General features: G+C 30.7%; 24 protein-coding genes and 1 tRNA gene. 18 read left to right on the plus strand and 7 right to left on the minus strand.

What is annotated here, in order from left to right:
- Nucleotides 1-196 precede the first annotated feature (196 nt).
- The 3 genes from CLU82_RS10850 (at nt 197) to CLU82_RS10860 (ending at nt 3,108) form a co-directional block, all read left to right on the plus strand.
- Nucleotides 197-883: a glycerophosphodiester phosphodiesterase family protein gene (locus tag CLU82_RS10850; protein WP_100843110.1), complete on the plus strand. Its 687-nt coding sequence runs from the start codon at nt 197-199 to the stop codon at nt 881-883.
- Between the two features lie 183 nt (nt 884-1,066).
- Entirely contained in the window at nt 1,067-2,278 is a 1,212-nt protein-coding gene (locus CLU82_RS10855) for an NAD(P)/FAD-dependent oxidoreductase (protein ID WP_100843111.1), read from the plus strand.
- 86 nt (nt 2,279-2,364) lie between these two features.
- Nucleotides 2,365-3,108: a hypothetical protein gene (locus CLU82_RS10860; protein WP_100843112.1), complete on the plus strand. Its 744-nt coding sequence runs from the start codon at nt 2,365-2,367 to the stop codon at nt 3,106-3,108.
- Between the two features lie 9 nt (nt 3,109-3,117).
- On the opposite strand, the gene CLU82_RS10865 is transcribed toward CLU82_RS10860, so the two are convergent.
- On the minus strand, nt 3,118-3,594 hold the full coding sequence (locus tag CLU82_RS10865) for a TspO/MBR family protein (RefSeq protein WP_100843113.1): 477 nt from the start codon (nt 3,592-3,594) through the stop codon (nt 3,118-3,120).
- A 150-nt stretch (nt 3,595-3,744) separates the two neighbouring features.
- Between CLU82_RS10865 and CLU82_RS10870 the strand changes: the two genes are divergently transcribed.
- From CLU82_RS10870 to CLU82_RS10900, 7 genes are all read left to right on the plus strand, one after another.
- Nucleotides 3,745-4,827 carry a diphosphomevalonate/mevalonate 3,5-bisphosphate decarboxylase family protein gene (locus tag CLU82_RS10870; RefSeq protein ID WP_100843114.1) on the plus strand — a complete coding sequence of 361 codons (1,083 nt, stop codon included), beginning with the start codon at nt 3,745-3,747 and terminating at the stop codon, nt 4,825-4,827.
- Nucleotides 4,828-4,867: 40 nt separating this feature from the next.
- Nucleotides 4,868-5,062 (plus strand): hypothetical protein, encoded by a 195-nt coding sequence (locus CLU82_RS10875; protein WP_100843115.1) that lies wholly within the window; start codon nt 4,868-4,870, stop codon nt 5,060-5,062.
- A gap of 46 nt (nt 5,063-5,108) precedes the next feature.
- Entirely contained in the window at nt 5,109-6,047 is a 939-nt protein-coding gene (locus CLU82_RS10880) for a mevalonate kinase (protein ID WP_100843116.1), read from the plus strand.
- A 51-nt stretch (nt 6,048-6,098) separates the two neighbouring features.
- Nucleotides 6,099-7,055, plus strand: coding sequence for a geranylgeranylglycerol-phosphate geranylgeranyltransferase (locus CLU82_RS10885; RefSeq protein ID WP_100843117.1), 957 nt, complete (start codon nt 6,099-6,101; stop codon nt 7,053-7,055).
- Nucleotides 7,056-7,337: 282 nt separating this feature from the next.
- Nucleotides 7,338-8,246, plus strand: coding sequence for a pseudouridine synthase (locus CLU82_RS10890; RefSeq protein ID WP_100843118.1), 909 nt, complete (start codon nt 7,338-7,340; stop codon nt 8,244-8,246).
- 76 nt (nt 8,247-8,322) lie between these two features.
- On the plus strand, nt 8,323-8,685 hold the full coding sequence (locus tag CLU82_RS10895) for a nuclear transport factor 2 family protein (protein WP_100843119.1): 363 nt from the start codon (nt 8,323-8,325) through the stop codon (nt 8,683-8,685).
- A 72-nt stretch (nt 8,686-8,757) separates the two neighbouring features.
- Nucleotides 8,758-10,521, plus strand: coding sequence for a DUF885 family protein (locus tag CLU82_RS10900; RefSeq protein WP_100843120.1), 1,764 nt, complete (start codon nt 8,758-8,760; stop codon nt 10,519-10,521).
- A 123-nt stretch (nt 10,522-10,644) separates the two neighbouring features.
- Here the strand turns inward: CLU82_RS10900 and CLU82_RS10905 are convergent, their stop codons facing one another.
- The 4 genes from CLU82_RS10905 to CLU82_RS10920 form a co-directional block, all read right to left on the minus strand.
- Nucleotides 10,645-11,253, minus strand: coding sequence for a hypothetical protein (locus tag CLU82_RS10905; protein ID WP_100843121.1), 609 nt, complete (start codon nt 11,251-11,253; stop codon nt 10,645-10,647).
- Nucleotides 11,254-11,502: 249 nt separating this feature from the next.
- The gene (locus CLU82_RS10910) at nt 11,503-11,925 is read right to left on the minus strand and encodes a response regulator (protein ID WP_100843122.1); all 423 of its coding nucleotides are present in this window, start codon (nt 11,923-11,925) and stop codon (nt 11,503-11,505) included.
- Between the two features lie 37 nt (nt 11,926-11,962).
- Nucleotides 11,963-14,395, minus strand: coding sequence for an MASE1 domain-containing protein (locus tag CLU82_RS10915; RefSeq protein ID WP_100843123.1), 2,433 nt, complete (start codon nt 14,393-14,395; stop codon nt 11,963-11,965).
- Nucleotides 14,396-14,719: 324 nt separating this feature from the next.
- Nucleotides 14,720-14,792 (minus strand) — tRNA-Phe (locus CLU82_RS10920).
- Between the two features lie 97 nt (nt 14,793-14,889).
- On the opposite strand from CLU82_RS10920, the gene CLU82_RS10925 reads away from it, so the two are divergent.
- The 7 genes from CLU82_RS10925 to CLU82_RS10955 all read left to right on the plus strand — a co-directional run bounded on the left by CLU82_RS10925 (nt 14,890) and on the right by CLU82_RS10955 (nt 21,919).
- Nucleotides 14,890-15,624 carry a type III pantothenate kinase gene (locus tag CLU82_RS10925; protein ID WP_100843124.1) on the plus strand — a complete coding sequence of 245 codons (735 nt, stop codon included), beginning with the start codon at nt 14,890-14,892 and terminating at the stop codon, nt 15,622-15,624.
- The gene (locus tag CLU82_RS10930) at nt 15,617-16,867 is read left to right on the plus strand and encodes a hypothetical protein (RefSeq protein WP_100843125.1); all 1,251 of its coding nucleotides are present in this window, start codon (nt 15,617-15,619) and stop codon (nt 16,865-16,867) included. The genes CLU82_RS10925 and CLU82_RS10930 overlap by 8 nt, the downstream gene beginning before the upstream one ends.
- Before the next feature lie 46 nt (nt 16,868-16,913).
- Entirely contained in the window at nt 16,914-17,468 is a 555-nt protein-coding gene (gene lptC / locus CLU82_RS10935) for an LPS export ABC transporter periplasmic protein LptC (protein ID WP_100843126.1), read from the plus strand.
- Between the two features lie 15 nt (nt 17,469-17,483).
- Nucleotides 17,484-17,675, plus strand: a complete 192-nt coding sequence (locus CLU82_RS10940; RefSeq protein ID WP_100843127.1) for a hypothetical protein — start codon at nt 17,484-17,486, stop codon at nt 17,673-17,675.
- Between the two features lie 5 nt (nt 17,676-17,680).
- On the plus strand, nt 17,681-18,940 hold the full coding sequence (locus CLU82_RS10945; RefSeq protein WP_100843128.1) for a hemolysin family protein: 1,260 nt from the start codon (nt 17,681-17,683) through the stop codon (nt 18,938-18,940).
- 110 nt (nt 18,941-19,050) lie between these two features.
- Entirely contained in the window at nt 19,051-21,150 is a 2,100-nt protein-coding gene (locus tag CLU82_RS10950) for a peptidylprolyl isomerase (RefSeq protein ID WP_100843129.1), read from the plus strand.
- Between the two features lie 334 nt (nt 21,151-21,484).
- Nucleotides 21,485-21,919, plus strand: coding sequence for a hypothetical protein (locus CLU82_RS10955; protein WP_100843130.1), 435 nt, complete (start codon nt 21,485-21,487; stop codon nt 21,917-21,919).
- A gap of 45 nt (nt 21,920-21,964) precedes the next feature.
- On the opposite strand, the gene CLU82_RS10960 is transcribed toward CLU82_RS10955, so the two are convergent.
- Both CLU82_RS10960 and CLU82_RS10965 read right to left on the minus strand, forming a co-directional pair.
- The gene (locus CLU82_RS10960; RefSeq protein ID WP_100843131.1) at nt 21,965-22,876 is read right to left on the minus strand and encodes a GYDIA family GHMP kinase; all 912 of its coding nucleotides are present in this window, start codon (nt 22,874-22,876) and stop codon (nt 21,965-21,967) included.
- A gap of 150 nt (nt 22,877-23,026) precedes the next feature.
- Nucleotides 23,027-24,343, minus strand: coding sequence for a hydroxymethylglutaryl-CoA reductase, degradative (locus tag CLU82_RS10965; RefSeq protein ID WP_100843132.1), 1,317 nt, complete (start codon nt 24,341-24,343; stop codon nt 23,027-23,029).
- Between the two features lie 380 nt (nt 24,344-24,723).
- Here CLU82_RS10965 and CLU82_RS10970 point away from each other — a divergent pair, with 380 nt between their 5' ends.
- A complete protein-coding gene (locus CLU82_RS10970) occupies nt 24,724-26,901 on the plus strand; it encodes a S9 family peptidase (protein ID WP_100843133.1) in 2,178 nt (725 codons plus the stop codon).
- Nucleotides 26,902-26,917: the final 16 nt, after the last annotated feature.

The following is a 26,917-nucleotide window of genomic DNA, read 5'->3' on the forward strand; positions in this document are numbered from 1 at the left end:
TTTGTGTTCTATCATTACTTCCTTTACGTTAAATATAATTTTAAATAAAAATAATAGGGTATGCTATAATTTAAAACTTAATCAAAAAGAGAGAGATCATATCGATTGTATATTCAGTATAGTACGTATTTCGGTATTTTCAAAAGCTAAATGGTATTATATTTGATATCAATTGAAAACTAATTCTAAAACCAAAATGAGCAAAATTCTCAAAATAGGACATCGCGGAGCCAAAGGATATGAACCTGAAAACACTTTAGTTTCTTTTGAAAAAGCAATAAAAATGGATGCCGACGGTATCGAACTGGACGTGCATTTAAGTTTGGATGGTCATTTGATTGTCATCCATGACGAAACTATCGACAGAACAACTAACGGAAAGGGGATTGTTAATCATCTGACTTTAGACGAATTAAAATCTTTTAGAATTAATGAAAAGTTCGAAATACCAACATTAGATGAGGTTTTGAATTTGGTTAATCAAAAGTGTTTTGTGAATATTGAACTGAAAAATCAAGATACAGCCGAGAAAGTAGTTGAGCTAATTGAACGTTATATTTCAGATAAAAAATGGCAGCATAGTGATTTTATAGTTTCAAGTTTTGATTGGAATGCATTGCAACAGGTTCGGTTTTTAAATGATGATATCCGAATTGGGGTTCTAACTGAAACGGATTTGGATTTGGCTATTTCTTTTGCCCGATTCATGAAAGCTGAAGCATTACACCCCGATTATCAATTATTAACTAATGAATATGTTTCTACAATAAAAAAACATGACATTAAAATTTTTCCTTGGACTGTCAATGACTCAGAAGCTATTCAAAAAATGAAATCATTTAAAGTGGATGGAATAATTACTGATTTCTTGGATAGAATTTAAACAAGTTGGAACAGACATTCTTTCAAAAACGAATGCTTACCTTTGCAAAATAATTCAAAAAACAACTTTTTACCATATAAGGTATATAAGTACATATAAGTTTGAGTGCATTTCCTTTAAATGTCCTTATAAGCCTTATATGTTTAAGAAAAAAAACTAAATTTTCAATCTCTACTCGTAATCATGAATCAAAATTTCGATATACTAATAGTTGGTGGTGGTGCTGCAGGTTTTTTTACAGCTATCAATATTGTAGAGAAAAACCCAAAAATAAAAGTGGCAATTCTCGAAAGAGGTTCAGAAGTGTTGGGCAAAGTTCGTGTGTCTGGCGGTGGGCGATGTAATGTAACGCATGCCTGTTTTGAGCCCAATGAATTAGTGAAATTTTATCCTCGTGGCGAAAAAGAATTGCGAGGTCCTTTTCATCAATTTTGTTCGGGAGATACAATAGAATGGTTCGAAAAACATGGAGTAGAACTCAAAATTGAAGAAGATGGGCGTATGTTTCCAGTTTCGAATTCTTCACAAACTATTATAGATTGTTTTATAAAGACGACTCAAAAATTAGGTATTGCTGTACTCACAGGACAAAGTGTACAATCCATTTTTAAAAAGGATAATTTTTGGAAAGTTGAAACTCAAAACGAAAATTATATCGTAGAGAAATTGGTTCTTGCCACAGGAAGTAATCCTAAAATTTGGGAAATGCTTCAACAACAAGGACATGCTATTGTAAACCCTGTTCCTTCATTATTTACGTTTAATATAAAAGACTCCCGAATAAAAGAATTGCCAGGCGTAGCGGCACAAGTTACGGTTAGGGTAAAAGATACCAAATTAGTTTCGACTGGGCCTTTGTTAATCACCCATTGGGGAATGAGTGGTCCGGCGATTTTGAAGTTGTCGGCTTGGGGAGCCCGTATTTTGCACGATAAAAATTATCAGTTTACCATTTTTGTAAATTGGCTTAATGATGTTGATGCCGAAGATACTGAGAAAATTCTAAAAACTGTAAAACAAGAAAATGCAAAAAAAGCAGTTTCCAAAAAGTCTCCATTTGAGTTCCCAAACCGTTTGTGGGAGAGTTTGGTTTTGGCTTCTAATATTGAAAGCGAAACAAAATGGGCTGATTTGTCTAAAATTCAATTGCAAAATTTAGTGAGCCAACTAATCAATTGTACTTTTCAAGTCAATGGGAAAAGTACTTTTAAGGAAGAGTTTGTAACAGCCGGCGGAATTGATTTAAAAGAGATTAACTTTAAAACCATGGAAAGTAAACTGCATGAGAATCTTTATTTTGCTGGCGAAATAGTAAATATAGATGCAATAACTGGAGGATTTAATTTTCAAAATGCTTGGACGAGTGGTTTTATTGTAGCGAATAATATTGATTAAAGCAGTAATTAACAAAAAATTACATCTATTCTAAGTTTTTATTAATGACTATTCGTATATATTTACTTTCAGTATAAAACCAGAAAATGAACGTAAAATTACTTTTAGTATTATCCTTATTTGTTTTCCAATTCGGTTTTTCACAAACGAGAGAGTATCTTTCGGGAGTGGTGTCATCTGAAAATTTTTTACTTCAAAATGCAGATGTAATCAATAAGACTTCACAAAAAAGTACTACAACAAATGATCGAGGCGAATTTTTAATTGCCGTTAAAGCTAATGATAGTCTCCTTATTTATGCAAAAGATTACGATTTAAAAAGGTTAAAAGTATCTGCAGTACAGATTGAGGTTAACAATCTACAAGTTATAATGATTAAAAATGCCGAAGTATTAGATGAAGTTTTAGTTACTAAAATAAATAAGATTAAGTTAAGTTCAAACAAATGGCACGAACAAAGTAAACGTGATGAAATTACTGCAGAAAAAAATCCCTATACTGAAAACAAGATCGTAATGGTTAGAGGAGGGACATTTGTTAATGGCTTGAATTTTGCTGCAATTGGTAAAAAGATCATAGATTTATTTAAAAAAGAAAAGGAACCGGGAAAAGAAAAACCAGCTGACATTGAATTTGCGACTTTGGCAAAAAAAACTTGTGATGAAAAATTCTTTACTCAAAATTTAAAATTAAAACCCGAAGAAATTGAACTTTTTCTTCAATTTTGTGATGCCGATCCGAGGTCGAAAAAAATAAATGATTCTAGTAATGTTCTCGATATGATGGATTTTTTATTAATTAAAAATATCGAATTCCAAAAGATAAAATAATTCATTTTTTTACCTATTCAACCACCAAATTGCTCCATTTAAAACCGTAGCAAAACTTACCCAAAGTAAATAAGGAATAAATAAATAACCTGAAATTTTGTTGATTTTAGAAAATTGAATATAAGTTTCATAAATCATTAGCCATAAAATAATTATTTCCAGTCCAGCTAGCATTGGATTTTTTAGTCCAAAAAACAAATACGACCACAAGGCATTTAGAGCCAATTGAATGGCAAAGAATTGTAATGCTTTTTTAACGATTTCTTTTTCAAAATCTATTCTGTCCCAGACTAAACCTGCAGCAATTCCCATCATAATATAAAGCATACTCCAAACGGGCGCGAAAACCCAATTAGGAGGATTAAAGCTTGGTTTAATTAAAGTTGGATACCATGTTGTTATTGCAGTTCTGGTCACTATTCCTGAAAAATAACCCACAACAAGACAAGTAACAACTATCGATAATATTTTGGTAAGCTTATTCATTTTTTTGTTTTTGAGAAGTCAAAAGTACTTAAAACTTTTTTAAGTTTCTAAGTTTCTGAGTCGCTTAGGAACTCAGCGACATAGAAACTTAGAAACTTTCTATGTAAACGATTTAACCAAAAAAAGTATCTTTGCCGAAAATTTGTATTTATGTTTGAAGTTGACCATTTTATTCCATTAGAATATAATAATTCGATAGACCAAGGCAGTTTTTCTTGGAGTGCGCCTAGTAATATTGCGTTGGTAAAATATTGGGGAAAAAAAGAAAATCAGATTCCTGCAAATCCATCCGTTAGTTTTACTTTAAACAATTGTAAAACGATTACAACTTTGGCTTTCGCCAAAAGGCAAAACGATGGAAATTTTTCTTTCGATTTACTTTTTGAAGGAAAATCTAAGGAAGATTTCAAACCTAAGATTCAAAAATTCTTAGAACGAGTAGAGCGATATTTACCTTTTTTAAAGGATTATCATTTTACAATTGACACTCAAAATACATTTCCACACAGTTCAGGAATTGCTTCATCGGCATCAGGAATGGCAGCTTTGGCGATGAATTTTATGAGCTTGGAAAAGAAATTAAATCCAGCAATGACTGACGATTATTTTTATAGTAAAGCATCTTTTTTGGCTCGATTAGGCTCTGGAAGTGCTTGCAGAAGCGTAAAAGGCCAAGTAGTAGTTTGGGGAAGTCAAGCGAATATAAAAGGCAGTTCAGATTTATATGGAGTTGAATATCCATATACAATTCATTCAGTTTTTAAGAACTATCAAGATACTATTTTATTAGTAGATAAAGGAGAAAAACAAGTTTCGAGTACAGTTGGTCATGATTTGATGCACAATCATCCTTTTGCTGAAACTAGATTTGCTCAAGCGCATACTAATTTAGATCAATTAATTACTATTTTTGAAAGTGGTAATCTCGAAGAATTTATCAAAATTGTAGAAAGTGAAGCCTTGACTTTACATGCTATGATGATGACCTCTTTACCGTATTTTATTTTAATGAAACCCAATACTTTGCAGATAATTAATGCGATTTGGAAATTTAGAAATGAAACTAAAATCCCTATTTGTTTCACTTTGGATGCAGGTGCCAATGTGCATGTTTTATACCCAAATGAGTACAAAGAAAAAGTGTTGCAATTTATTACAGCAGAATTAGTTGGGTATTGCCAAAATGGTCAGTATCTTTGCGACGAAATTGGGAACGGTGCTTTGTTGAGTTGATTCTTTATTTTTGTATATTTAGATTTTAATTGTCACAATCATGGATTTGAATGCTGAAAAATTAGAGTTAATAAAAAAGTTAGTTGAAACTAAAGATGCCCTTCTTCTGAAAAAAATAAAAGCTATTTTTGATGAGGTTGAAAAAGAGGTTTGGGAAGAGTTAACCCCTGAACAACAAGAAGAAATAAACATAGCAATACAAAACGAAAATCGTGGCGATGTAGTCGATTTTTGACAACATACAATTATCAACCCCAAGTGGATAATTTTTTGAAATATTTATGAAAGGACCCTTATTTTACTCAAAAATATTACTCTTTGGAGAGTACGGAATTATTCGTGACTCAAAAGGGTTGTCTATACCTTATAATTTTTACAATGGGGCTTTAAAGAAAGATACTAATCCTTCGGCTGAAGCGATACAATCAAATGGACACTTGAAAAGATTTGTTGTTTATTTGGAAAATCTGCAACAAGAACAACCTGAATTGGTAACATTTGATTTAGAGACTTTAAATAACGACGTTCAGACAGGAATGTATTTTGATTCGAGTATTCCTCAAGGATATGGAGTTGGTAGTAGTGGTGCTTTGGTAGCTGCTATTTATGATAAATATGCGCAACATAAAATTACTGTTTTAGAAAATCTAACCAGAGAAAAATTATTGACTCTGAAAACAATTTTTTCCCAAATGGAAAGCTTTTTTCATGGAAAGAGTTCTGGACTTGACCCATTGAACAGTTATTTGAGTATTCCAATTTTAATCAATTCAAAAGATAACATTGAGGCTACAGGAATTCCAACTCAAAGTTTGGACGGAAAAAGAGCTGTATTTTTATTAGATTCGGGAATTGTGGGGGAGACAGCTCCAATGGTCAATATTTTTATGGAAAATCTAAAAGATCAAGGTTTCCGTACGATGTTAAAAAATCAATTTGTAAAATATACTGATGCTTGTGTAGAGAATTTTCTAGGTGGAGATATAAAGTCATTATTTGAAAACACCAAACAATTGTCTAAGGTCGTTCTTAATAATTTTAAACCAATGATTCCAGAGCAATTTCATGGAATCTGGCAAGAAGGAATCGATTCAAATGATTATTATTTGAAATTGTGTGGTTCTGGTGGTGGTGGTTATATCTTAGGTTTTACCGAAGATTTAGAAAAAGCAAAAGCATCATTGAAAGATTTTAAATTGGAAGTAGTTTATCAGTTTTAATATTTAGATAGGGAAATTATTAAAAGCCGTTATAAATTCTAAACAAATTACATGTTAAGCAGAAAGCATAAACTATTTATATTAAAAATTATCAGTTTATTCTCTGTTGTTAGGGGTTATAACATACCTGTTATTGCTTTAGCTCAATATTTATCGGCTATTTTTATATTGGCTCCAGAGCAAAGGGCTTTGTCTATATTGTTAGATTTTCGTCTTTTTATTATTGTTATGTGTTCTAGTTTGACTATTGCTTCTGGCTATATTATCAATAGCTTTTACGATAGCAAAAAGGACCTTATTAATCGTCCCAATAAATCACAATTGGATCGTTTGGTGAGTCAAAAAACGAAACTGCAGGTCTATTTCAGTCTCAACCTTTTTGTTGCTCTGATCGCTTTTTTTGTTTCATTTAGAGCTGTTTTATTTTACTCGGCTTATATCTTTTTGATTTGGTTTTATTCTCATAAAATCAAAAAATATCCTTTAATTGGGAATTTAATGGCTGCATTTCTAGCAGTCCTTCCTTTTTTTGGAATCCTGTTGTATTATTATTTACAAATGCCCCTGTATGAAATCGAAAACAATAGTAGTAAACTTGCGGTTATCCTTTCACACGGTGCTTTTTTATTCCTGTTAATTTTAATCCGAGAAATGATAAAAGATTTGGAAAATCTAAAAGGAGATTTTGCTAATAATTACAAAACTATTCCAATTATTTATGGAGAAGAAATAGCCAAAAAAATAATTACAACATTGACATTATTGACGGTTATCCCTGTTTACTTTTTGATCAATATTTATGATGTTGGCTACATGGATATTTATTTTTATTTTGGATTTATAATTTTAATTTTTTTTCTGCTATATTTATGGAAGTGGCAAACTAAAGCTCAGTACGTAATGCTTCACAATGTACTTAAGTTTCTCATTGTTGCTGGAGTTTTTTGTATCGTTCTTATTAATCCTTCTGTATTATGGCATGGTAAAAAAGTGTTAATGACAATTTAGTGATGAATATTTTTTGGAGCAGAAACATTAGGTGCTTTTAGGAAACATGGTTCCTGCTCTTCACTATATCTTTGCTTTTTTAAATAAAAAAACAAAGGATACCGTTTCGATCAGGGCTAAATATAAACATTAGACATTTTATTATCTTCAGCTTAGAATCAGATTACGAACTAATTTTAAATGTTTTAAAGAGCATTAAATTAATGAGTTAACGTTTTCTAATTATCAAAAATCGTTTCTCAATTATATAAATAGTATCTTTGCACCAAATTATAGAATATTATGAATAATAAGGACGGCAATAATAAAAGAAGTGGTGCTAGACCAACGAGTTCTAGACCAAGTTCAAATAAGCCAAAACCTGCGATGCAAAAAAGGGCTCAGGGGCCTAAAAAAGTAAAAGTAAACACTAAAGTAGCCGAAGCAGAGGCTAATAAAGTTGAAAAAAAACCAAATCAAGCACCTAAAAGACCTAAAGTAAAAGATGAAATTCGTTTGAATAAATATATTTCAAACTCAGGTACTTGTTCTAGACGTGATGCTGATATTTATATTCAATCAGGAAATGTAAAAGTAAACGGAATACCAGTTACCGAAATGGGATACATGGTAAAACCAGGAGATGTTGTGAATTTTGATGGTGCAGTTTTAACTCCAGAGAAAAAGGTATACATCTTATTAAATAAGCCTAAAAATTTTACTACTGCACTTGATGAAGGTCAGGAGTATCGTAATGTTTTAGAATTAGTAAAAGGTTCTACTACTGCTAAAATTGGTGCTATTGGTAGAATGGATAAGAATACAACAGGTTTATTAGTTTTTACTAATGATACTGATATGATTCGTAAATTCACATTACCAAGTCAGAAATCTACTAAAATCTATCAAGTTTCTTTAGACAAAAATTTAAAATTTGAAGATTTAGAAAAAATTAATAAAGGGCTTGTATTAGATGGACACCGAGTTTCGGTAGACGAAGTAAGTTATATTGATGGAGAATCTAAAAGTGAAATTGGGATTCAATTAAAATCCTCTAATATAAAAGTAGTCCGTGCAATATTTGAACATTTCGAATATAATGTCCTTAGAGTTGATCGTGTGGCTTTTGCTGGTTTGACAAAGAAAAACCTGCCAAGAGGGAATTGGAGAATGCTTACAGAACAAGAAGTTATCAATTTGAAAAACGTATAATTTTCTTTAAAATAATAATTTTAAATCCCTTTCAAATCAAATTGTAAAGGGGTTTTTTAATTTAAAACAGTACTAAATGACACCAGAAAAATTACAATCGATAGCTTTTAAATGGTTTGATGCCTTTAATAGTCATAATTTAGAACAATTATTGTCTCTTTATGATGACGAAGCCGAACATTATAGCCCAAAATTAAAAATACGCATACCTGAAACTCAAGGTTTAGTAACAGGAAAAGAAGCGCTTAGAAGTTGGTGGCAAGATGCTTTTGATCGATTACCTAGTTTACATTACAGAGTCACTTCTCTAACGGCCAATGCGGATAGGGTTTTTATGGAATACGTGCGAACAGTAGATGGGGATGAAGAGATGCTTGTTGCTGAGGTTCTTGTTGTAAAGGAAAATAAAATTGTAGCATCCAGAGTCTATCACGGATAAGATTTTAAGTAAAAATTAACAATTATATTTATATTAATAATTAGTTTTATAAAACCTTAAAATGCAACAAATATGAAGAGAATTACATTTTTTATAACAGCAGTTATTGCGTCGATTGTATTAGTTAATTGTAAATCAAATGAGAATAAACAAGATTTTTCATTATTTACGAAAAACTATTTTGATGATAAAAATATACTGGATCCTTTAGGAGCGACCCAAAGCGGTCAAATTGGTTACAATGATCAGTTACAATTTGAAATGACTGATAGTTATAGAAAAAAACAACTTGAGTTCTTAAATAAATATGAAACTGGATTAACCGCATTTGATGAAAAACAACTATCTGAAGAAGAGAAAAATAGTTATGAAATCATAAAATGGGAAGTTGAAGTTGGAAAAAAAATACTAGAACAACCTACCAATCTGATGCCAATTCATCAGTTTTGGGGAACTCATTTAACTATGGGGCAATATGCCGGTGGTACTAGCGGACAACCTTTTAAAACAGAAAAGGATTATGCTGACTTTTTAAAGAGAATGGATAAGTATAGTTTTTGGATCGATTCGGCTATAGTATATATGAAAAAAGGAATTGAAAAAGGAATCGTTTTACCTAAAGCATTAACAGAAAAAGTAATTCCTCAATTTGCTGAAATGCCAACTTCAAAAATCGAAGATAATCTGTTTTATTCTTCTATAAAGTTGATGCCTGCAACATTTTCAGAAGAAGTAAAAAAAGACTTAACAGCTAAATACACTGCTGAAATAAATGACAAACTGATTCCGAAATTTAAAAAAATGGCTGATTTTCTTAAAAATGAATATTTGCCTGCATCAAGATCTACTAGTGGAATTGGAAGTTTGCCTTCTGGAAAGGAAATGTATGCTGCATATGTAAAATACTGGACAACGACAGATATGACTCCTGAAGAGATTCACGAATTGGGATTAAAGGAGGTTGCTCGTTTGAATGTAGAAATGGAAAAAGTAAAAAATCAGGTTGGATTTAAAGGTACTCTCATTGAATTTTTTGACTATGTAAGGAATAAACCGGAACTAAAACCATTTAAAAAGCCAGAAGAAGTAATTGCTAATTTTGAAAGAATTTATAGCGTCATAAAACCAAATGTTGATAAGCTATTTTCATTACAACCTAAGACAAAATTTGAGATAAGAAGAACTGAAGCTTTTCGCGAAAAAACAGCTAGCGCTGAATATATGCAAGGATTAGCAGATGGGTCTCGTCCAGGTGTTTTTTATGTTCCCATTCCTAATGTAAAAGAGTACAATGTATATGGGGATGAAGATTTGTTTTTGCATGAAGCTATTCCTGGGCATCATTTTCAAATTTCATTACAACAAGAGAATTCAGCCTTACCTGATTTTAGAAAGTTTAATTGGTTTGGTGCTTATGGTGAGGGTTGGGCATTATATACAGAGAGTTTGGGTAAAGAATTAGGCTTGTATCAAGATCCATATCAGTATTTTGGGATGTTAGGAAATGAAATGCATAGAGCCGTTCGTTTAGTAGTTGATACCGGATTGCATAGTAAAGGATGGACTAGAGAGCAAGCTATTAAATATTCTATGCAGAATGAGGCTGAAAGTGAAGCAGGAATTACTGTCGAAATCGAACGTTATATGGCTATTCCTGGACAAGCTTTGTCATATAAAATTGGGCAACTTAAAATTCTTGAACTTCGTAAAAGAGCTCAAGATAAGTTGGGAGCCAAATTTGACATTAAAAAATTCCATGAAAAAGTATTAGAATCTGGTGTAATGCCATTGGCTTTATTAGAAAATAAAATTGATTCTTGGATTAAAGAAGAATAGTCGGGAAAAGAAGTTTGACAATATAAATATGTTGTTGAGAATTCAATATTTGGAGTTTTAAATAAAAATAAAAAAGAGGGGAGTTTCACTAGTGAAACTCCCCTCTTTTTTAAAATAAATTGATTATTGTATTTTGAAAATTTTGCTTAAGAAATGCAATTTTAAATCTGTTTTTATCAAAGTATTAGCGCTAAAGGCGTCTTCATATTCGAAATTTGGATAGCCAAGAATTACTCTAATGCCTTCAGGAACTGTATTTAAGATTGCTTTTTTTTCGGAGTTCAAATCATTTTGTATTTTTTTTGTTTTTTGCTTTTCATTTTTAAAATGTGATAGTATCAGCATAACAGCAAAATTTAGAATAGCCCCTGCAGTTTCGCTTTTAACACCAACTTCATTGGAGATCATTTCGGATATACGTCCTTTTTTAACCGAAAAAATTAAATTTAAAGGAGTAAAACCTTCATGTTCAAATGAGTAATTTATTGAAGATAATTTCCCATTGTCATATTCAATGGTTTTGTAAAATTCAGTGAAAGTTATAGATTCAATCACTTTATCATATAATGAACTATTGTCGATTATATTATCAAGACCAATAAGTACTGTACAGATACTCGTGTCAATTGATTTTCTTAGTAAAATTTCATTTTCTTCAAATTTTTTACAAAATTTAAAAATTAATGGAGAAGTAATTACACTTCGTAGTTGATTAAGTAAAATGGGGGTCATATTTTATCTTTTATCAAGCAAATTTTCTATTTGCATTTATTTTAAATAATCGACTAAGTGTGTTCTTTTTCCGATTATCTGATAAATATATATAAAAAAATATAACAAATAACAAAAAAAATATTTTTTTTGTTATTTGTTATATTTTAATTCAAAATTTTAATTATTTTATTTGTATAAGTGGTCTATTTATATCGTTTTTTGATTAGCTAATTGGTGTTGATTAAAAAAGTAAAGACTACAATTTGATTAGTATGGGAAATATTGGTCCATTATACTTGTAAGACCTTCGGGAGTTAGTATTTTACTCTGAAAACCTGTAATTGCAGAGAGTTTTGATGCTCTTTCTTTATCATCGGGATTAAGTGAGCTTGTTAACATTATAATTTTAGCATCTCCTTTTTGGTTGGATTTCAATCCAGAAAAGGCTTCTGCAAATTCCCATCCATCCATAACTGGCATATTAATATCAAGAAATATTAGCATAGGCTGTGGATATACATCATCTGATTTTTCGTATTTACCAGAGTTTGTTAAATAATCTAATGCTTCCTGTCCATTCAATACAGTTTCAATATGATCTGTTATGTCTGCTTTTTTAATGAGCATTTTGGTGATAAAATTAGTAGCTTTATCATCATCGATTAGTAATACAGTGTTTAATTTTTTCATTTTTATTATTTATTGATTTTCTCATAACTATTATAAGTTATGAGATTTCATTGATGTTAATTTTTGGTATGGTAAAAAATATAGTAGTGCCATGACCAAATGAAGATTCTGCCCAAATATTCCCTCCGTGTAAGGCGATAATTTTTTTACAAATTGCGAGACTTAGTCCTATTCCAGAGTATTCTTCCCGATTATTTAAGCGTTTAAAAATTATAAATATTTTTTCGAGATTATGTTCTTCAATTCCAATCCCATTGTCTTGTACAGTGATTTGCCAATTATTGCCAACTGGTATTGCACTTATATTGATTTCTAAAGGGACTTCTTTTTTTCTGAATTCTATAGAATTGGCTATTAAGTGTTTGAATAATTGGATTAATTCTACAAAGTATCCATTTACTGTTGGTAGTTTATCAATGTGAATATTTGCTTTCGTTTTTTCGATACTATTAGTCAACGTTGAGATAGCATTATTTACTATTTCATTACAATCCTCTTTTGAAATTTCAACTTGTTTTCCTATTCTGGAATAGTCTAGTAGTCCTTTAACAAGCTTTTGCATTCTATCAGATGACTCAAAAATAAAATTTAGATATTGTTCTTGTTCTTCTTCATTATGGTCTTTTAGATGATCATTCTTGAGAAGTTCTGTAAAATATTTTAAAGTTAATAAAGGTTCTTGTAAATCATGGGAAGTTATATAGGCAAATTGCTCTAATTCTTTGTTTTGGATTTGTAATTTTTGGTTTTGTGATGCAATTTTTTGTTCATTTTCTTTTCTTTCTGTAATGTCTTGTGCGATAGCATCTATATGGTCGGGAGTGCCATCTTTGTTATAAATTAATTTTGCATTTAAAGAAATTGTTTTTAATAAACCAGATTTGGTTTTAATCATTTTTTCGTGATTAATTAAATTCTTTTTTTCGGTAATTATATAATGAACTAAATCAGTATCATCGTCATCGATGTCTAAAATTCGTGAATGTCGGCCTATTAACTCTTTGGGTGTGTATTCTATAATGTCTTTTACTGAAGGACTTATGTTTAAAAATATACTATTGAGGTCTATTTGAAAAATAACATGTTGAATGTTTGTGAATATGTCACGGTATTTTTTTTCACTGTTTATTAATGCCTCTTCGATTTTTATTTTTTCTGTGATATTGGTTGAAATTACGGTTGCTCCAATTATTTCTTCGGCTTCATTTATAATAGGACTGGTTCTAAATTCCCAATAACTGCCGTTGAAATCAAATTGTCTTATAGTTGTGACGCTCTCCCCAAGAAAAACTTTGTCCAATACTGCTACCGCATCATTAAGTTCTTCTATATTGACTAAGCTTTCCTGTAGTGTCATACCTAGGGTAATTTCGATACTATTCATGGCCTTTATATTGTTTTTATGGAGGCTGTTGAAATTTAGATATTCGTAATTTCGGCCTATCGAATAAATACTCACATCTTTCGGGCTTTCAATAATGGATTCAAGGATGGATTCACTTTTTTGTAGTTTTTTTCTGCTTATTTTAGTTAAGTTCTTAGCTCTTTGACGTTCATCTAAAATCGATGATAAAAAAAGACTACATATAGCGGTGAAACACAGAAATAAGTCTAATGATAAAATTGAATTATTGATACTGTCTTTGCTAAATGGACCAATTCCTTTGACTGTTGTTATGATTGCAAATGAAGAAATTATTAGAATAATGAGCGTTGTGATTTGTGTTCCAAAACGATAAACAGCCCAAAACAGAATAGCAATAATGATGTACTTTAGATCAAAATGTTTAAAAAATACTATGTAACAAACAAGGACAACAACAGCTCCAAATAATAGTAATTCTAAGATTTTAAATTTTTTTTTCTCAAAAGAATCTTTTAGATACCAAGATAAAAAAACGGGGGTAACTAAAATGATCCCAACAATGTCTCCAAGCCACCATGTTTGAAAAACATACCAGTGTTCTTTGGTTATAAAACCGCCAATAGTTAAAGTAATTACACCTATTGATGAAGTGATTGTGGCGTAAGTAATAGAGCCAGAAATAAGTAGTATTAATATATTTTTTCCGTTGTATAATGGATGATTCTTCTTATTTGTATTGATTATTATGTATTTGCTAATGATTGATGCGATTACGTTCCCAAGGCCAATGAAGAATCCGGCAAAGATTATAGTTAGTAAATGTTGATTGTTTAAATTTTGGACATTTAAATTATTTAAAATATTTGATAAAAAAGCGCCAATAAAGATTCCTGGTAAAGCTCTGTTGCCTAAAATTAAGACAGCTGCCAATGATAATCCTGAGGCTGGAAATAGTGGGCTAACTGCCAAAAAAGCTATTGATAATAAAAAGCTGAGTTTGGCAAGAAGAATATATAATGCTGCTACTAAAAGAATAACGACAGGTGTGGACCTTAAAAAGGTTGGCTCTGAATAGAATGAAGTTAATGAATGATTAGATTTCATTATGTTTTGATTTCTATTTGCGTTAATATTAGAAATTAACAAGAACTGTCGTTATTAATAAAGGTTTCTTAATTCTCAATATTAATAGTTTAAATGACTAAAAATGTACGTTTTTGGATATGAATTTATGAAAATTAAATTAAAGTTTTTAATTTCAGTTGTTTTATTTCTCTAATTGAGGACTAATTAGTTTGTCTTTTTTTCTGATTCATTTGAAGAACTTGTTTTTTCTTAGCCTCTGTTTTTGAGATAGTCACGTTTTTTAGCTTAATAAATAGGTAAGGGGTAAAAACAAAAAACCCACTAATTTCTTAGTGGGTTTTGTGGTACCTCCAGGGATCGAACCAGGGACACATGGATTTTCAGTCCATTGCTCTACCATCTGAGCTAAGGTACCGTGCTAATGCGGGTGCAAATATAGGATCATTTTTAATTTATCCAAAACAAATTTTAAAAAAAATCAATTTGTATCTTCGCAATGTTAAAGATAAATTATGATTCTAGCAATTGATGTTGGGAATACCAGAATTAAATCTGCTGTATTTGAGGGGACTACCATTTTGGAGAGTTTTGTTTTTTTGAAAACTGAGCTTGAAATAAATATTCAAAATATTCTAAAAAAGTATAAAAAAATATATCATTTGGTAGTTTCTTCTGTTTCGGATATAGAAAAACAGTCTTTTTCAAACTTTGAAAGTCGGGTAAACATTCATTTCGTCTCCCGTAATGATTCCTTTCCGTTTGTCAATCGTTATAAGACGCCAAATACTTTAGGTGTTGATAGGATGGTGCTTGCAACTGGCGCGACACTTCAGTTCCCAAATCAGAACCGACTAGTTATCGATGCTGGGACTTGTGTCACGTATGATTTTATCGACGAATCAAATAATTATCTTGGTGGTGCAATTTCTCCTGGGCTTCAGTTAAGATATAGCGCTTTACATAATTTTACGGCAAAACTTCCCTTATTAGAATTGGAGAATCCGGAATATTTTATAGGTAAATCAACTTCAGAATCGTTACATTCAGGAGTTGTAAACGGATTGGTCTATGAAATTGATGGTTTTATAGAGGAATATAAGGCATTACATCCAAACTTTATAATAATTTTAACGGGTGGAGATGCAGTTTTTTTGGCTAAACGATTAAAAAATACCATATTTGCCAATTCAAATTTCCTATTAGAGAGTTTGAATCAAATTTTTCAATATAAAATAGAAAATGATTAAAAAAATTATTGTTATTGCATGTTTCTTTTTTTCACTAATGTCTAATGCTCAAAGTGGAACTGCATCTCCTTATTCTTTTTTCGGAATAGGAGAATCCAGATTTAAAGGAAATCTTGAAAATCGTTCCATGGGAGGGCTTGGTATCGAGCAAGACAGTCTTCATATGAATATTTTGAATCCAGCGAGTTTTGCTGCTATGAGGTTTACGGCTTTTACAATAGGAGGAAATTATACGACTACCAATTTGAAAACTGACTCCAGAAGTGAGAAATCTCAAAGAACAACTTTGGATTATTTGGCAATTGCTTTGCCTTTAGGGAAAATGGGTGTTGGATTTGGTTTGATTCCTTATACTTCAGTAGGTTATAATATTCAATCAACTGACGATAAACCCGATGGTGTTAATAATGTGATGAAAGGTACGGGAGGTTTAAATAAAGCTTTTTTATCATTTGGATATACTGTTATTCCAAATTTATTAGTTGGTATTGATATGCAGTATAATTTTGGAAGGATTAATAACTCAAATTTAGAATATTTAACTGGTGTAGTGGTCGGAACACAAGAAACAAACAAAGCTGATTTGAATGGATTTGCAACTAATATAGGTGTAATGTACAAGCATAAAATCTTTGAAAAAACAAATTTTTACAGTAGTTTGACCTATACTCCTAAAAGTAAATTATCCTCTACAAATACCAAAACTATTTCAACCGTAAATTATAATTCAAATTATGATGTAGCTATTATTGATCCTCAGGATGAAAGACAAATTAGAACAGATTTGACAATTCCAGATAAGGTATCTATCGGTTTCGGAGCAGGTAAGACCAAAAAATGGTTGTTAGGAACTCAATTGGTTTTTCAAAATGTTGGAAAGTTGACAGATGACTTCAATACATTAAGTAATGTTACTTATGGTAAATATTCAAGTTATAGTTTAGGAGGTTTTTATGTTCCTAATTATAATGTTTTTTCAAGATATTTTCAAAAGGTGGTGTATAGAGGAGGTTTGAAATATACGAAAACAGGAACCATAATTTCTTCTGAAGAAATTGATGAGAAAGCGGTAACTCTTGGATTTGGAATGCCTATTATTGGAAGTCTTTCTAATTTTAACTTAGGATTAGAATATGGGACAAGAGGGACTACTTCTAATGGATTGGTTAAAGAAAATTACTTTACTCTTGCCGTGAGCTTTTCTCTTAATGATAAATGGTTTGGACATAGAAAAATTGACTAATTATAAGTCAAAGAAATTGAGTTTCTGTATTGTTTAAATGTTTACTATGAATTTTTTTAATAAAGATATTTCTTTTTTTTTGTCACTTTTCATTATTGTAAGTGTGCTTTTTGGTTGTGAAAGTAATTTTAAAGAAGTTCATAAAAATGACTATTCTGAATTTGTTCCAAGTGGCGATGCAGATGATGTGAATTTAAAATATACCGATTCAGGAAAAATAAAATCAATATTGGTGAGCCCTAAAATGTTCGATTACGCCAATGTTGAGTTTGCCTTTACAGAATTTCCAAAAGGGGTTGATGTAACAGTTTATGATAATAACGGAAAAAGAACTTTCATTCGTTCGAATTACGCGGTTTCCTATAAACAAACTAATATTATAGATTTACAGGGTAAAGTAAAAATTACTTCGGAAGCAGGACAAGTATTAGAAACTGAGCAATTATTTTTTGATCAAAAAAATCAATGGTTTTATACTGAAAAGAAATTTAAATTGACTGATGCCGCAAACAGTTCTACTGGGCAAGGAATTGATTTTAGTAAAGATTTTAAAACCATTAATTCGCAAAGAATACAAGGGGAAATAGAATCAAAAGAATAATAAAAAACAAAAAACATGAATTTTTTAAAATATACCTCTTACCTATACTTAGCTTTTGGAATCTATTTTTTATATGATGGTTATACAAAATGGAGCACCAACGAAACTCCTTTGCTAAGTTTTATTATTGCAGGACTTGCCATTTTTATGTTTTTCTTTAGAAGGAAGTTTGCAAAAAAGTTTGAAGATAGAAATAAACAATCTTAAATGAAATGGAAATAGGTATCATAATATTGTGCTTAATACTATGTGCTTTTTTTTCTGGAATGGAAATAGCGTTTATCTCTTCGAATAAAATTTATCTTGAGTTAGAAAAAAAACAAGACAGTTTTGTTTCCAAAACACTTACAAAGCTCACAGAGAAACCATCAAAATTTATTGCCGCAATGCTTATCGGTAACAATATAGCCCTTGTTGTTTATGGGTTTTTTATGGGTGAGTTGTTGATGAGATGGTTGTTATTGTTTGATTTGCATTTTTCGAATTTCACTAGTCTTTTGATTCAAACGGTAATTTCGACTTTTATAGTTCTAATAACTGCAGAATTTCTTCCCAAAGTTTTTTTTCAAATATATGCCAATTTACTAATCAAGTTTTTTGCCATACCGTCTTACTTCTTTTATAAATTATTCTATTTTATTTCTACTTTTTTGATTTGGATTTCTGATTTTGTTTTGAGGAAATTTTTTAAAACTGAAGGAGATCAAGTGCAGCTTTATTTTAGTAAAATAGAGCTAGGGAATTATATTGCCGAACAAATGAGTACAGTTGAGAATGATGAAGAAGTAGATTCAGAAATACAAATTTTCAGAAATGCTTTAGATTTCTCTGCGGTTAAAGCTAGGGATGTTATGACTCCACGAACTGAAATTGCAGCAATCGATGTTTTAGAATCGATAGAGAATCTAAAAGCGTTATTTATAGAAACTGGTTATTCTAAAATGGTGATTTATCAAAATTCATTAGATGACATCATTGGCTATGTACACTCTTTTGACTTGTTTAAAAAACCTTCCAGTATTAAGGAAATAGTTATTGCAGTAGAATTTATTCCAGAAGCAATTTTTGTAAAAGATGCTATGAATTTGCTGACTAAAAAGAGAAAAAGCGTGGCGGTAGTATTGGATGAATATGGTGGTACATCAGGGATATTAACTATTGAAGATATTGTGGAAGAGCTTTTTGGTGAAATAGAAGATGAGCATGATTTGGATGAAGAATTAATAGAAAAAGAACTGGGTGATAATTCGTTTTTATTTTCAACTCGTTTTGATGTAGAGTACTTAAATCAAACGTATAAGCTGGAAATTCCCGAGAGTGATTCTTATGGTACACTTGGAGGATTTATAGTAGGTTTTACTAAGGAAATTCCTCAAAAAGGAGATGAAATTACTATAGAAAATTATCATTTTGTCATTGAAGAAGCAACAAATAAGAAGATTGAATTGGTTAAAATGACAATCAAAGACTAGGATTGCTTTTTTAATTTAAAAAAAAACAAAAAAAAAACAGTAGTTCTATAATTATTAATTAGATAATTGTATTTTCGCAAACAAAATTTTAAAATAAACAATAATATACAATGGCAGTTTTATCAAAAATTAGACAACATTCCGCTATAATGATTGGAGTTATTGCTCTAGCATTATTTTCATTTATCATACAAGATCTTTTTACGAAAGGGAATTTTGGTAAAAGCTCAAAAGATGTTGGAAGCATCAATGGAAAGGATATCGCATTTGAAGACTTTAGACTTAAAGTAAGTAATGTTGAGAAAAGTGGACAAGGAATTTCTTCTACAGAAGCTTCTAGAAGAGTATGGGATCAAGAGGTGACTATCGCTTTGCTATCTGCTGAATTTGATAAATTAGGATTAAGAGTAGGAGAAAAGCATATCATGGATGTTCTTACAGCTGATCAAAATATTGGTAAAAATCCAATGTTCTTGAATGCTGCTGGTATGTTTGATATCGTTAAATTTAAAGAGTATTTTAAATCAAACCCTGAACAGGCTCAATATCTAAAAGATAGAGAAAAAGATGCAGAATTGAATGCAAAATTTCAAATCTACAATACTTTAATTAAAGGTGGTATTTATACAACTGAAAGCGAAGGAAAATTTAATTACGAATTAGGAGCAAACAAAGTGAACTTTGATTATGTAGCAGGTTTGTTTTCGACAATTAAAGATAGTGAAGTAAAAGTTACTGATGCTGATGTTTTGGATTACATGAAAGCTAGTCCGAAAAAATTCAAGTCTGATGAAACTCGTAATGTAGAGTATGTTTTGGTTGAAGATAAAGCTTCTCCTGCAGATATTAATGATGTTAAATCTAAACTTACTTCTTTATTGTCTGGAAGTGTTGTTTATAATCAAGCTAGTGGTAAAAATGATACTTTAGCGGGATTTAAAAACACTAAAAATGTAGTTGAATTTGTAAACTCAAATTCTGATGTACCTTACGATTCTTCTTATGTAGCCAAAAAAGATTTGCCAGCTGTAGATGCTGATAAATTATACAACTTAGCACCTGGAGAAATTTACGGACCTTATGTTTTTGGTAAATATTACTGTATTTCTAAATCATTAGGAAAAAAAGCAGGTGTAAATGCTAAAGCAAGTCATATTCTTATTAGTTATGAAGGAACTCAAGTTCCTAATAAAAAAGAAAAAAGAACTAAAGAAGAAGCAAAAGCAAAAGCTGAAGCTATTTTAGCTCAAGTAACTGCAAATCCAGATAGTTTCATGATGTTAGCTTTTACAGCTTCTGATGATTCTTCTTCTCAACAAGGAGGCGATTTAGGTTATTTTGGACAAAATCAAATGGTAAAGCCTTTTAATGATTTTGTTTTCAATAACGGAATTGGAAAAATTGGATTGGTAGAAACTCCATTTGGATACCATATTATTAAAATTACAGACAAACAAGATGGTGTTCGTTTAGCAACTGTAGCTCAAAAAATTGAAGCTTCAGAAGCTACTTCTGATAAAGTTTTTGAGCAAGCAACTAAATTTGAAATGGCTGTTGCTGATAAAGATTTTAATAAAGTTGCGAAAGATTTAGCTCTTACTGTTGCACCAGCTGTTTCAGTAAAAGCAATGGATGAAAATTTTGGACCTTTAGGAGCTCAAAGAACTATTGTAAGATGGGCTTTTGAGAAAGATACTAAAGAAGGATCTGTTAAAAGATTTGAAGTTGCTAACTTAGGTCATGTAATTGCAAAAGTGAAGTCTATTGATAATTCTGGATTAGTTCCAGTTGAACAAGCAAGACCATACGTAGAGTCGATTCTTAAAAACAAGAAAAAAGCTGAATTGTTAAAAGCTAAAATGACAGGAAGCTCATTAGAAGCTATTGCAAAAGCAACAGGTTCTACTGTTCAAAAAGCAGCAAATGTTACTTTAGAAAATCCAGTTTTACCTGGAGGTGTTGGTCAAGAAGCTAAAGTTGTTGGAAACGCATTTGCTTTGGCAGCTAATAAAGTGTCAGCACCAATCGAAGGAGTTACTGGGATTTATGTTGTAAAAAATACAAGTACAGTAAAAGCACCAGCTTTGAAAAGCTATGCGGATAATGTTGCTAAATTAAAAACACAAAGCGCATCAGAGGCTAACAGAGTATTGCCTGCTTTAAAAGAAGATGCTGATATTCAAGATAACAGAAAAGATTTTAATTACTAAACAGTAATTAATTGAATAACAAAAGCCCGATACTTTTAAACTGCGAGTATCGGGCTTTTTGTTTGAATATTTTGATTGTGTTTATCTAATAATATAGTTTTTAGTTTGAGGTTAAATTATAATGCAAAATCTAGATAATTATGAAAATGTATTTTATTGTTGTAAAATCATGCTGTTAAAAGTTTATTTTGGTATATAATCTAAACAATTTGGGTTATAAGAAAAATTAGCATTAATTTGTCATCGGATTTTAGTAGAAATTATCTCCATATTAATAATTTTATTTTATAAATGAAAATGTATTGCTTAAATATTTTAATTAATAATAATTTGTATGTTTAGTTTTTTTAGAAAAAAGCCTAAAGTGTATTCCAAAATTGAAAATCATATTTTTGGAATAATTACAGAGTTATTGAAACTTAGCGTTACAGATATTAATTGTGACGAATTAGGAGGTAAATATTATTTAAGTAATGAAGAACAACATTTTAGAGTTACTATCTTTAGCAATGATGCAGTTATTAGATTAACTAATACGAGAGACTCTGTTGCAGAGAAATATGATAAAATATTTGTTGAAGATGTTTTAAGAGCTGTAAAAGAAGAGAAACATCGTAGGATGGAATTAGTTTGTGATTCTATTACAATTAGTATTGAAAAAATGGCGGAGCGTTTGCACAATACTCTTATAGAATCAAATGAACAAGCAGATCATACAATTCAACTTATAGAATCTGTAAAATATTCTAAAAGCAAAAAAGCTAATTAATTAAATGTTTTCATTTGATGTTTTTCATGCCTTTTCTGTTATAATTTACAAAATCATATCTTTATACGTAATAATTGTTTCATAACCTTTGTCTAAAAAGTATGACTGTGGGTTTTCTTCGGAAATAATCAATACAAAATCACCACCCCAAGCGCCAAGGCTTTTTATGGTCCCGTTAAAATCTGGAAATAAAGTTTCTTTGACTGTTTTTGTTTCTAGAATAGTACTCAAAGTTTTTTCGTGATTTTCTAATAGTTTTGCAAAAATGGTTTCATTTTCTGCGTTTAAAACTTTTAGCGTTATTTGGTTTATAACTTCTTTTTGAGCTTCTAAATTATTTTTCTTCTCTTTATAAGAGGCTATTGCACTTTTGCTGTTTTGTTTTTGATTGAGATAAACAAAGTATATATTTTTTGTAAAAGAAGGGTTGAATTTGACTATTTCAACAATGGGTTTTTGCTGTTCAAGATGATATAAAATAGGAAAATTATTTTGAGCGCAGGCAATGTCATAACCACTGCCACCAAAACTATTTTTAAGCAATGTAAAGGCGTCAATTTGGAACCATTGAGCAATATTGTTTATTAACGTAGAAGATGTGCCAAGTCCCCATTTTCTTGGAAAACTCAATTGTGTAGTAACGATGTATCCTTCAGAAGTTGATAGCTTATTTGGATTGAGCTGATGGGCAACTCTTAAAATAGTAATTAAGGTGTTTTTTATAGATTCAGATTCTAAAGTAGTTTTGGAGGTGATAGTTGAAATAGGAATAGTTTCATTAAACCAAATACTTTCATCAGCATCATAACTCATCCATTTTATTTCTGGATTATTACTTTTTTCAACGACAAGATTTTGGCCAAATTTTGTTGGCAAGGCTAATGCTTTTGCACCATCAAGAACCAAATATTCTCCAGTTATTAAAAGTTTGCCGTTGCTGTAAAAGGTTTTTTTCATTTTGAAAAAGAATAAATAAAAAAGAATCTATGTTTCCTGAAAATCGTTCTGTTTATTGTAGCCCCGATAGTAGTGAAAATCCTTTTGTCTCGTTTTTTAACGAGACAAAAGATTGTAACGGATAGCGGGAATAGCTCCTGAAAAAATTAATTAGTTCCTTAATTTTTCTAAAAAATCAACTACTGCGCTGTGTGAAACTATATTGTGTTTGAAGTGTTTTTTGGTCAAAATACGTTCTTCTTCATTGGCTTCAAACTGGTTGAGAATATTATTTAGATGCATTTTCATGTGACCATCCTGAATTCCAGTAGTAGTGAGGGAACGCAAAGCAGCAAAGTTTTGGGCTAAACCAGCGACTGCTACTATTTGCATTAGTTCTTTAGCAGAAGGTTTTTCTAGCATTTCTAATGATAGTTTTACCAAAGGATGTAGTGATGTTAAACCTCCGACTGTTCCTAAAGCTAATGGCATTTCCAACCAAAAACTAAAAATTCCGTTTTCTATTTTGGAATGGGACAAGCTGGAATATTGACCATTTTTTGAAGCGTAAGCGTGGACTCCTGCTTCAATCGCTCTAAAATCGTTTCCAGTAGCTAGGACAACCGCATCAATTCCGTTCATGATTCCTTTATTATGGGTTACTGCGCGGAAAGGTTCTACTTCGGCAATTTGAACGGCTTGTATAAATTTGGCAGCAAACTCGTGTGGATTTTCAATGTGTTTTTCGACTAAATCTTCGATAGGACAAGATACTTCGGCACGAACAATACAATTAGGGACATAATTTGAAAGAATGCTCATAACGACTTCTATATTTTTTTCTTCTTCTGAAAATAGTTCGAAATCTGAAGCTTCTTCCTTTAATGTTTTGGCAAATACTTCCAAACAGGAGTTAATGAAATTAGCCCCCATACTATCTTTTGTTTCGAAAGTAGCGTGAAGCTGGTAGTAATTTGGTAGTAAATCAGTTTTGTCTTTCAGTATGATATCCAAAATACCACCACCACGTTTTTGCATGTTCTTGGTGATGTTTTCGGTAGAATCGAATAATTTAGATTTTAATTGTGAAAAGAATATAGCTAATTTTGAAGTGTCTCCTTTATAGATAAAATGAACCTGTCCAATTTTTTCAGTATTAAGAACTGTTGCTTTAAAGCCACCCCGGGTTGACCAAAATTTAGCTGCTTTGGAAGCAGCAGCAACGACAGAACTTTCCTCAATAGCCATTGGAATCGTATAATATTTTTCGTTTATCAGAAAGTTAGGGGCTACTCCAAGTGGAATATAAAAATTGGATATAGTGTTTTCTATGAATTCATCGTGCAGTTTTTGGATTTTTTCATCAGCATTCCAATAGTTTTTTAGTAATGTGACAGCCTCACTTGGAGTTGAAAAATAGTGATTGGCAATCCAGTTTATTTTTTCTTCTTTGGATAGTTTAGAAAATCCGGCAACTACGTTATTCATAGAGTATAAATTATGGCTTTATTACAGCAAAGATACACATTCATTTATTTTATTTTTGGATTGATGTTGTTGAATTAAATCAGACTAAATTTTAAAATGAGAAGTTTTATTTTGTTCGATAAAATGGAGATTCTTGTTTAAGAATATCACTAATAACATATTCGTTCACATAGAATAAAAAAAAATACTTTCTATTGGTGTTTTGTGTGAAATTTTAAATATAACATATTTTATAAGAACAATGATTGACCTTTATTTAATTATTGTGAAACATTCATGTGGACTGTTAAAAATATTTTTTTATAACATTTAACAGCGCAATAGTGTTTTATTTGTAAAAATTTCACTAAAATTGTCGCTTTTATAACTTTATCTATATTATGAATTCGAATAAGATTACTGCGTTACTTTTCTTTTTGTGCATATCTGTATTTGGTCAGCAAAAAATTACGGTTGATGAGATTTTTACAGGCGCTTTTAGTCTTAATGGAATGGCCGAGTTGCAATCATTACAAAATACCAATCAATATACTGTATTGAATTTTAATAAAGCAACGAGAAGTATGCAAATCGACCTTTATGATTTTGCAACATTAAAAAAGGAATCAAACTTAATTGATACCAAAAATTTTGCAGCGCTTGCTTACGGAATTGATAGTTATACGTTTGATGCTTCTGAAAAAAAGATATTGATAGCTTGTAATTCGGATAAAATTTTCCGCCATTCTTTTACTGCAGATTATTTTTTATATGATCTTACAACTAAAACCCTAACTAAGCTTTTTGATTTTAAGGTACAAGAACCAACTTTTTCTCCTGATGGGACTAAAATTGCTTATGCTGCAGCAAACAATTTATATGTTTATGATGTAGCTACCAAAAAATCAACAGCGATTACTACCGATGGAAAGAAAAATGCAGTAATTAATGGTATTACGGATTGGGTTTATGAAGAAGAATTTGCTTTTGTACGGGCATTTGATTGGAGTAAAGACAGTAAAAAAGTAGCCTATATACGTTTTGACGAAAGTGAAGTCCCTGAATTTTCAATGTCTATTTTTCAAAAAAGTTTGTATCCAACGATTGAAACTTTCAAATATCCTAAAGCAGGAGAAAAAAATTCTTTGGTTTCGTTGCATATATATGATGTAAATGCAAATACTGCCAAAAATATAAATTTAGGAAACTACACAGATTTTTATATACCTAGAATAGAATGGACAAATGATGCGAATGTTTTATCTGCAAAAGTATTCAATCGTCATCAGGATAATTTGGACTTACTGTTTGTTGATGCTACAACTGGAACAGCTAAAGTAGTTTTGAACGAAAAAGACAAAGCATATGTAGATTTTGTAGATACTGACAATCTTACTTTTTTACAAGATAACAGTTTTATCTGGACCAGTGAAAAAGACGGTTTTAATCATATTTATGTGTATGATAAAACAGGAAAACTTAAAAATCAAGTTACAAAAGGAAACTGGGAAGTTACTTCATACTACGGTTTCGACGAAAAAACAAAAACCATTTATTATCAATCTACAGAAAATGGTTCTATTAACAGAGATGTGTATCGTATAGGATTAGACGGAAAAAACAAAGTACGTTTGTCTAAAAATACGGGTACAAATGTGGCTACTTTTAGTCCTAATTTCCAATTCTTCATTAATACTTTCTCAAGTACTTCTCAACCTACTACTTATACGTTAAATGAATCTAAAGCAGGGAAAGAAATTCAAGTTGTTGAAAATAATCAGGCAATTACATCAAAATTAGTGTCTTATAATTTACCGTCTAAAGAGTTTTTTGTTTTAAAAACGGCTAAAGGCAACGAATTAAATGCTTGGATTATGAAGCCTAAAGATTTTGATGCTTCAAAAAAATACCCTGTTTTTATGTATCAATATTCTGGTCCAGGATCACAACAAGTGAATAATGATTGGAATAGTGCAGATGATTATTGGTTCATGATGTTGGCGCAACAAGGTTATATCGTTGCTTGTGTTGATGGTAGAGGAACGGGTTATAAAGGTGCAGATTTTAAAAAGGTAACGCAATTGCAATTAGGTAAATACGAAGTAGAAGATCAAATTGATGCTGCTAAAGTGTTAGGAACTTATCCTTATGTTGATGCTTCAAGAATTGGAATTTTCGGTTGGTCTTTTGGTGGATTTATGGCATCAAATTGTATTTTTCAAGGAGCCGATGTCTTCAAAATGGCTATTGCAGTAGCTCCAGTTACCAACTGGCGTTTTTATGATAGTATTTATACAGAAAGATATATGCAGACTCCACAAGAAAATGCTAAAGGATACGATCAAAATTCTCCAATAAATCATGTTAGTAAATTGAAAGGGAAGTTTTTATTAATCCATGGTTCTGGTGATGATAATGTACATGTACAAAATTCAATGGAGATGATGGAAGCTTTGATTCAGGCTGATAAGCAATTTGACTCTCAGATTTATCCAGATAAAAATCATGGAATTTATGGAGGGAAAACTAGAATTCAATTATATAATAAAATGACTAACTTTATAAAAGAAAATTTATAACATAATTCATAAATAC

The organism is Flavobacterium sp. 5 (assembly GCF_002813295.1).
Taxonomy (GTDB): Bacteria; Bacteroidota; Bacteroidia; order Flavobacteriales; family Flavobacteriaceae; genus Flavobacterium.